Source organism: Kiloniellales bacterium, assembly GCA_030066685.1.
GTDB lineage: Bacteria > Pseudomonadota > Alphaproteobacteria > Kiloniellales > JAKSBE01 > JAKSBE01.
In genome coordinates this window covers 132,743-139,583 of record JASJBF010000033.1, presented here as the reverse complement: position 1 = coordinate 139,583, position 6,841 = coordinate 132,743, and the positions used below count along the sequence as shown (strand labels likewise).

Sequence of the window (6,841 nt, the reverse complement as noted above, 5' to 3'; positions counted from 1 at the left end):
AGTGTAGCCGCTTAGGGATCGAGCACCAGCCGCAACCCACCAGGCGCCGCGGCGCTTCTGCTCCTCAGTGTAGCCGCTTAGGGATCGAGCACCAGCCGCAACGGAACCAACCCCGACAAGACGAAGCGGGTTAGTGTAGCCGCTTAGGGATCGAGCACCAGCCGCAACTGCCCTGGGCTTGGAGAGTAGCCAGCACACAGTGTAGCCGCTTAGGGATCGAGCACCAGCCGCAACCGATTGGCCGCAATCCAGCGCCACAGAGCTAGTGTAGCCGCTTAGGGATCGAGCACCAGCCGCAACAAGGGCACGCGTTTCTGCGCCACGCACCATAGTGTAGCCGCTTAGGGATCGAGCACCAGCCGCAACAGATCCGCCGTCAATGACATGCAGCTCGGCAGTGTAGCCGCTTAGGGATCGAGCACCAGCCGCAACCAGCGCGTTTTGGAGGCCGTTCAGCTCAAGAGTGTAGCCGCTTAGGGATCGAGCACCAGCCGCAACCACGAACATATCCCTAGTATCTTTCGGAACAGTGTAGCCGCTTAGGGATCGAGCACCAGCCGCAACCGGCCCCGACCGCGGCCCAAGTCCGCGACAAGTGTAGCCGCTTAGGGATCGAGCACCAGCCGCAACCCCGAGGGAGATCGTGTGATTAAAGTTGCAAGTGTAGCCGCTTAGGGATCGAGCACCAGCCGCAACAGGGTGATCGGACCAAGCAGGAGTTTCGCAAGTGTAGCCGCTTAGGGATCGAGCACCAGCCGCAACAGGACTATCTTGGTCTGCCGACCAAGATCGAGTGTAGCCGCTTAGGGATCGAGCACCAGCCGCAACGAGGAAGCCGGTGTCTGGCCCGGGCGCGGCAGTGTAGCCGCTTAGGGATCGAGCACCAGCCGCAACAGCCGGGCGAACTGCGCGATGTCGAGATAAGTGTAGCCGCTTAGGGATCGAGCACCAGCCGCAACTTCTGCCATCTCCTCGGCAACGAACGGGTTAGTGTAGCCGCTTAGGGATCGAGCACCAGCCGCAACTGCACGTTGTTCGTGGCATTCTGCGGGTTAAGTGTAGCCGCTTAGGGATCGAGCACCAGCCGCAACGGTTGATTACACCATCATCGATCATTCGAAAGTGTAGCCGCTTAGGGATCGAGCACCAGCCGCAACCGCGGCGGTATCGATTCCATCGCCCCGGTGAGTGTAGCCGCTTAGGGATCGAGCACCAGCCGCAACTAGTTCGCCTGGATCTCGGCCTTGGCCGCCAGTGTAGCCGCTTAGGGATCGAGCACCAGCCGCAACGGGAGGCGGCGTGATGGCAGGCAGCACCGAAGTGTAGCCGCTTAGGGATCGAGCACCAGCCGCAACAGCGAGCTCGCGCCCTTCATCGTGAGTGCGAGTGTAGCCGCTTAGGGATCGAGCACCAGCCGCAACAGATTACGGCAGAAGGCAACTCTGCAGAAGAGTGTAGCCGCTTAGGGATCGAGCACCAGCCGCAACCAGGACATCGAGCGGCGCACCCGCTCGGCCAGTGTAGCCGCTTAGGGATCGAGCACCAGCCGCAACGCGAGCTCCGGCGCAACGGCGTGACCAGCTAGTGTAGCCGCTTAGGGATCGAGCACCAGCCGCAACCTCCGAAAGCGGCTTGGGCAAGGTCTACGAAGTGTAGCCGCTTAGGGATCGAGCACCAGCCGCAACGGATCCGGCAGGTTGGTGTTCGGCGCCGGGAGTGTAGCCGCTTAGGGATCGAGCACCAGCCGCAACAGGGCGAACCCGAACCCGTTGTCGACCCGGAGTGTAGCCGCTTAGGGATCGAGCACCAGCCGCAACGAAAAACTATGCGAAACGCTGGAAATGGCGAGTGTAGCCGCTTAGGGATCGAGCACCAGCCGCAACAGCTGGTGTTCGAACTCGCCGGCCAGGTCGAGTGTAGCCGCTTAGGGATCGAGCACCAGCCGCAACTCTATACCGGCGCCTACCTGCTTGGAGGAGAGTGTAGCCGCTTAGGGATCGAGCACCAGCCGCAACGGCGGCGCTGTCGTTGAAGGCCGCGGTCAGAGTGTAGCCGCTTAGGGATCGAGCACCAGCCGCAACGACGATCACAAGCGCCATTTGCGCCAGTCCAGTGTAGCCGCTTAGGGATCGAGCACCAGCCGCAACTGGGACGAACGCCGGAGCCGGATCGAGCTGAGTGTAGCCGCTTAGGGATCGAGCACCAGCCGCAACTTCTCGTCCTCCGTCGAGCAGGCTCGCTTGAGTGTAGCCGCTTAGGGATCGAGCACCAGCCGCAACACAGCGGCCTCGAGCAGCTGAGGCCGCAGGAGTGTAGCCGCTTAGGGATCGAGCACCAGCCGCTGCTGCTCCGCGGTCGCCATTCGCACTTGTACTCTCCCCCATGAACGGAGTGGAAGGCTTGGGCGGCAGCCGCCCCCTGCAGACTTTCCGCTGGACGCGCGCCGCCGAAAGGCAAGAATCGCCCGACAACCAAGAACAAGAGAAAGGGGAGGCGCAAGGTGGAGTTCCCGCGCGACTACAACGCGGCGGTCGATTTCGTCGACCGCCACCTGGCGGAGGGCCGGGCCGGCAAGGCCGCCTTCGTCGATCCCGAACGTGCGCTCACCTACGGCGCGCTGGCCGCGGCCTGCAACCGCCTGGGCAACCTGCTGGCCGCCGCCGGCATCGGCCGCGAGGCCCGGGTCGCCCTGCTGGTGCTCGACACCGTCGACTTCCCGGTGATCTTCTGGGGCGCGATCAAGGCCGGGGTGGTGCCGGTCGCCCTCAACACCCTGCTCACCACCGAGCAGTACGCCTACATCCTGCGCGACACCCGGGCCCAGGCGCTCTTCGTCTCCGCCCCCCTGCTGCCGACCGTCGCCCCCCTGCTGGCCGAGCTGCCCAGCCTGCGCCAGGTCTTCGTCCTCGGCGGCGAGGCGGGCGCCCACACCGCCTTCCGGCCGGCCCTCGAGGCCCAGCCGGCCGAGCTGGCCCCGGCCGAGACCTGCGCCGACGAGGTCGCCTTCTGGCTCTACTCCTCCGGCTCGACCGGCCAGCCCAAGGGGGTCAGGCACGTCCATGCCAGCCCCATGGCCACCGCCAAGCTCTACGGCCAGGGCCTGCTCGGCCTGACCGAGGACGACCTGGTCTACTCCGCCGCCAAGCTCTTCTTCGCCTACGGCCTGGGCAACGCCATGAGCTTCCCCCTGGCGGTCGGCGCGACCGCGGCCCTGCTGCCCGGCCGGCCGACCCCGGCCGCGGTCTTCGAGACCCTCAAGGCGCACCAGCCCACGGTCTTCTACGGCGTGCCCACCCTCTACGCCGCGATCCTCGCCGACCCGGCCTGCACGCCGGAGGCCGGCTCCGAGCGCCTGCGGCTCTGCGTCTCGGCCGGCGAGGCCCTGCCTGCGGAGGTCGGCAAGGCCTGGCGGGCGCGCTTCGGGGTCGACCTCCTGGACGGCGTCGGCTCGACCGAGATGCTGCACATCTTCCTCTCCAACGCCCCCGGCGCGGTTGCCTACGGCACCTCCGGCCGGGCGGTGCCGGGCTACGACCTGCGCCTGGTCGAGGAGGACGGCTCCGAGGTCGGGCCCGGCGAGATCGGCGAGCTCCTGGTCCGCGGGCCCAGCGCCGCCGAGGGCTACTGGAACCAGCGCGCGAAGAGTCGGCGGACCTTCGAGGGCGAATGGACCCGCACCGGCGACAAGTTCACCCGCGACGCCGCCGGGACCTACGTCTACTGCGGGCGCACCGACGACATGTTCAAGGTCAGCGGCATCTGGGTCTCGCCCTTCGAGGTCGAGTCCGCCCTCATGGCCCACCCGGCCGTGCTCGAGGCCGCCGTGGTCCCGGCCGAGGACGAAGACGGCCTCCTGAAGCCCAAGGCCTTCGTCGTGCTCAAGCCCGAGACGGCGGCCGACGCCGAGCTGACACCCGCGCTGCAGGAGCTGGTCAAGGAGAAGGCCGGCCCCTGGAAGTACCCGCGCTGGATCGATTACGTCCCCGACCTGCCCAAGACCGCGACCGGCAAGGTCCAGCGCTTCAAGCTGCGCGGCTGACGATCTGTGATCGCCCCCGCCGGCCAGCTGGAGATCGGCGCCGCTCGCCTGGAGTACCGCCGCTGGAGCCCCGAGCCGGGCGCGGCCCGGAACGGGGCGCCCACCCTGATCCTGCTCCACGAGGGCTTGGGCTGCCTCGCCCTCTGGCGCGACTTCCCGGAGCGCCTGGCCGCCGCCACCGGGCTCGGGGTCCTGGCCTACTCCCGGGCCGGCTACGGCGGCTCGACGCCCTGCGCCCTGCCCCGGCCGCTGACCTACATGCACGACGAGGCCCGGGAGGTCTTGCCCGCGGTCCTGGACGCCGTCGGCCTGGCGCGCGGGGTCCTGCTCGGCCACAGCGACGGCGCCTCGATCGCCGCGATCTACGCCGGCAGCCGCCCGGACCCGCGGATTTCCGGGCTGGTCCTGATCGCCCCCCACTTCTTCACCGAGCCCGAGGGCCTGGCCGCCATCGCCGCGGCCAAGCTGGCCTACGAGACCGGCGACCTCCGCGACCGCCTGGCCAAGTACCACCGAAACGTCGAGGCCGCCTTCCGGGGCTGGAACGAGGCCTGGCTCGACCCCGGCTTCGAAACCTGGGACCTGACCGAATTCCTGCCCGGGATCGAGGTTCCCCTGCTCCTGATCCAGGGCGCGGACGATTCCTACGGCTCGGCCCGGCAGGTCGAGACCGCCCGCGACCTGGCCCCGGGCCCGAGCGAAATCCATCTGCTGCCGGCGTGCCGGCACAGCCCGCACCTGGAGCGGCCGGAAGAGACCCTCGCGGCGATCCGCAGCTTCCTCGAAACTGGCCAGGCCGGGAAACCTGTATTATAGTTCCGGTCCAGAAACTGGACATGAACTATAATTCCTGTTTTGGCCAGGGCGGGCATGCGGATCGATTTCCAGACCGAGCCGTCGAACTACCGGCATTGGCGCTTGCGAGTCGCCGGCCGAGTCGCCGAGCTGATCCTCGACGTCGACGAGGCCGGCGGGCTCTTCCCCGGCTACGACCTCAAGCTCAACTCCTACGACCTGGGGGTCGACATCGAGCTGGCCGACGCGGTGCAGCGCCTGCGCTTCGAGCATCCCGAGGTGGGCGCCGTGGTGCTGCGCTCGGGCAAGGACCGGGTCTTCTGCTCGGGCGCCAACATCCGCATGCTCGCCGGGGCGAGCCACGACCACAAGGTCAACTTCTGCAAGTTCACCAACGAGACCCGCAACGCCATCGAGGACGCCGGCGCCAGCTCCGGCCAGCCCTACCTCTGCGCGATCAACGGCACGGCGGCGGGCGGCGGCTACGAGCTGGCGCTGGCGGCCGAGCACATCGTGCTCACCGACGACGGCGCCTCGGCGGTCTCCCTGCCCGAGGTGCCGCTGCTCGCGGTCCTGCCCGGGACCGGCGGCCTGACCCGGGTCACCGACAAGCGCAAGGTCCGCCGCGACCTGGCTGACGCCTTCTGCGCCACGGAAGAGGGCGTGCGCGGCCAGCGCGCCGTCGCCTGGCGCCTGGTCGACGAGGCCGTCCCGAATTCCCGCTTCGACGCGGTGGTCGAGGAGCGGGCCGCGGCCCTGGCCGCAAAGTCGGACCGGCCGGAGGGCGCCTCGGGGATCGCGCTCACGCCGCTCGACCGGGCGTTTTCCGAGGATGGCGTGGCCTATTCCAGCCTGGCGGTCGAGATCGACCGGGACCGGCGCCTGGCCACCCTGACGATCAAAGGCCCGGCGGCCGCGGCGCCGGACTCCGCCGAGGCGGCGGCGGAGGAGGGCGCGGCCTTCTGGCCGCTGCGCCTGGCGCGCGAGCTGGACGACGCGGTCCTGCACCTGCGCTTCAACGCGCCGGAGCTCGGGGTCCTGGTCTTCCGCAGCGCGGGCGATCCCGAATTGGTGGCGGCCTACGACGCTTTGCTCGAGGCCGACCACTGGCTGCTGCGCGAGCTGCGCGGCCTCTGGAAGCGCGTCCTCAAGCGGATCGACATGACCTCCCGCTCGCTGGTCGCCCTGGTCGAGCCGGGCAGCTGCTTCGCCGGGAGCCTGGCCGAGATCGTCTTCGCCTGCGACCGGGCGTACATGCTCGCGGGCGGGTTCGAGGGCGACAACCGGCCGCCGGCGACCCTCCGGCTGGGCGCGCTCAACTTCGGCGCCTTGCCCATGGGCAACGGCCTGACCCGCCTCGCGACCCGCTTCCTGGGCGAGCCGGAGTCGACCGAACGGGCCCGCGCCCGCCTGGGCGAGGCCCTGGAGGCCGAGGCCTGCGAGGATCTGGGCCTGGTCACCTTCGTCTACGACGACATCGACTGGGAGGACGAGATCCGGATCTTCCTGGAGGAGCGCGCCAGCTTCTCGCCCGACGCCCTGACCGGCATGGAGGCCAACCTGCGCTGCCCGGGACCGGAGACGATGGAGACCAAGATCTTCGGCCGCCTGACCGCCTGGCAGAACTGGATCTTCCAGCGCCCCAACGCGGTCGGCGAGGACGGCGCGCTGCGCCGCTACGGCAGCGGCCGCAAGCCCGCCTTCGACCCGAAGCGGGTGTGAGGGGGTGCGGCTTGGACGGCAGCTTCTTCTGGCTGTCATCCTCGGGCTCGACCCGAGGATCCAGGGCGGCGGGCTCGGAAGGGGCTCTGGATCACCGGGTCAAGCCCGGTGATGACAGCGGGAGGTGGCGATGGCGGGGGCGAAGCCGGGGGTGCGGGTGACCGCCCCTCACCCTCCCAGCGCCTTGCGCTGGGCCCCTCCCTCTCCCTCGGGGAGAGGGGACTGGGGGGCGGCTCTGATTTTCCCTCTCCCACGGGGAGAGGGTTGTGGAGGCTTGGCGAGGCC

The 6,841-nt window shown here is 68.8% G+C and carries 3 protein-coding genes and 1 CRISPR repeat array; all 3 genes read left to right on the top strand.

Annotated features, from left to right (window positions below; genetic code table 11):
• Position 1 precedes the first annotated feature (1 nt).
• Positions 2-2,345: direct repeats of the CRISPR family, unit length 35 nt; unit sequence GTGTAGCCGCTTAGGGATCGAGCACCAGCCGCAAC.
• Between the two features lie 155 nt (positions 2,346-2,500).
• Genes QNJ30_19700 through boxC form a run of 3 tightly spaced genes read left to right on the top strand, consistent with a single transcriptional unit; the run spans position 2,501 to position 6,556 of the window.
• Positions 2,501-4,039, top strand: a complete 1,539-nt coding sequence (locus QNJ30_19700; GenBank protein ID MDJ0945699.1) for a benzoate-CoA ligase family protein — start codon at positions 2,501-2,503, stop codon at positions 4,037-4,039.
• A gap of 6 nt (positions 4,040-4,045) precedes the next feature.
• On the top strand, positions 4,046-4,855 hold the full coding sequence (locus QNJ30_19695) for an alpha/beta hydrolase (protein ID MDJ0945698.1): 810 nt from the start codon (positions 4,046-4,048) through the stop codon (positions 4,853-4,855).
• Between the two features lie 54 nt (positions 4,856-4,909).
• Positions 4,910-6,556 (top strand): 2,3-epoxybenzoyl-CoA dihydrolase, encoded by a 1,647-nt coding sequence (boxC, locus tag QNJ30_19690; protein ID MDJ0945697.1) that lies wholly within the window; start codon positions 4,910-4,912, stop codon positions 6,554-6,556.
• Positions 6,557-6,841 lie beyond the last annotated feature (285 nt).

What these genes read in the sequence shown, in the direction of transcription:
- boxC (MDJ0945697.1), top strand. Translation starts at nt 4,910, where the DNA reads ATGCGGATCGATTTCCAGACCGAGCCGTCGAACTACCGGCATTGGCGC.